This window comes from Candidatus Alistipes pullistercoris (assembly GCF_027665465.1).
Lineage (GTDB): Bacteria > Bacteroidota > Bacteroidia > Bacteroidales > Rikenellaceae > Alistipes_A > Alistipes_A hominis.
The window spans coordinates 1-1,659 of record NZ_JAQDED010000022.1 but is presented as its reverse complement, the minus strand read 5'-3'; the positions used below and the strand labels follow the sequence as shown (position 1 = coordinate 1,659).

The 1,659-nt window shown below is 48.9% G+C and carries 1 protein-coding gene; it reads right to left on the bottom strand.

Annotated elements, in window-relative coordinates; translation table 11 throughout:
- Positions 1-4: 4 nt before the first annotated feature.
- Positions 5-1,390: an IS110 family transposase gene (locus PGR91_RS13500; RefSeq protein ID WP_181987293.1), complete on the bottom strand. Its 1,386-nt coding sequence runs from the start codon at positions 1,388-1,390 to the stop codon at positions 5-7.
- Positions 1,391-1,659: the final 269 nt, after the last annotated feature.

The following is a 1,659-nucleotide window of genomic DNA, read 5'->3' as shown; positions in this document are numbered from 1 at the left end:
TCTTCTATGGAACACATGCATTGCCAATTTCTATATGTGTCCCTGTAATTCGTTCTAATTCACGTTTGTATCTTGTAATCCGTTTTTCGAGTAATACTTTCTCGTCTATACCTACTCTTTCCGGATTATAAGTTGTTTGGTTTGCAACCATGGCAAAGAATATCTCGGCTACCTTGTGGGCAGTGGCAATGACTGCGGCTTTACCTCCGGCCCGTGAACGTATTCTGCGGTAGAAGTTCCCCAATTGGTTCTTCGCATTGGCGAGCGAAGAAGCGATACTTCTAAAAATCAACCCGACATTGTTCCGACGGTGTGGCACGTGGCTTGATATTCTTTTTCCTCCTGATATCTTGGTGTTCGGTGAGATGTTGCACCAACAGCAGAACTGTTTGGAAGACGGGAACTTCCGGGTAAAGTCGTGCCCCAGTTCACTCATCAGTTCAAGTGCGGTCAGGTGGCTTATGCCCGGTATCTCAAAAACGTTCACTCCCCACATTTCGTATGCTTTCCTTTCCACGTCGAAGCCCACGGTATGCCTGGTCTTTTTATAATCGCGGCGTTTTTTTGCCGGGCTATATGAAGTATCTTCCACTTTGGCAACCTCCGCACGGTAGTTTTCCATGAGTTTCTCCAGTTCTGCATCGCACTCGCCAAGTTGGGTACAATAATGTTTGAAAGTATCATAGTTTTGCCTGAGGACAAACATGAGGTCTTCTTCCCAGTTGCCCTCAAGTGCCTTGGCTATTTCCTCTTTCGGAGTCTTGCACTGGATGTCAGCCAGGTCCGCAAGTCTCTTGGGGTCACGTTCACCTGCAAGAATGGCCTCGATGATACGTATGCCGGATTTTCCCGTAATGTCAGACAGGACAAGCGTAAGTTTTATGTTCATCTGCTGCATGGCTTTCTGCATACGCAGGACTATGCTTGAGGCCTCACGCGAGAGGGTGTCACGGTGACGGGTGAGTGTCCTCATCCGTTTGGCGTCGTTGTGCGGTTGGAAACTTGCCTTGAGCAACCCGTACTGGTGCAGCAACATCAGCCATTCGGCATCCGACTCGTCGGTTTTCCTCTCCGTTATGTTCTTCACGTCCCTTGCGTTGGTCAATACGACATCCAGTCCGTCTTCCTGAAGGCGGCAGAACAGCGGTATCCAGTAAACCCCGGTGGATTCCATTGCGACTGTCTTTATGCCGCACTCCCTGAGCCATGCCGAGATGGCATGCAGGTCGGATGTATATGCTCCGAACGCGCGGTTGTTGTCCTTGGATCGGTCGGCAGGGACGCAAACTTGCATGATACCGTCCGCGATGTCTATCCCCGCCGCATCGGGATTAACTATCCGAAGTTCCGCACCTTTGGCGGTCTTGACTTTTTTTGCTTTCTTTGCCATGGTAATATCGTTACTCTTGTTGATGGATAAATGGCATAAGCCATGTCCTGTCGATGAGCATTCTTCTATACGGCCTCTGACGACCAATCTTCGATTCGCAGGACAAGGAGCCATACTCTTTTGTGGGATTGAAAACCCAAGAAAAAAACGGCTTGCTTCTTATGCCTACAGCAAAGGTAACTAAAAACGTTTCTGCCGCCATAGGCGGCGGAAACGTTCTGTGTTCCACTCTGATTTCAATCAAGACAAAGGCTTGGCTTTACTCTTTT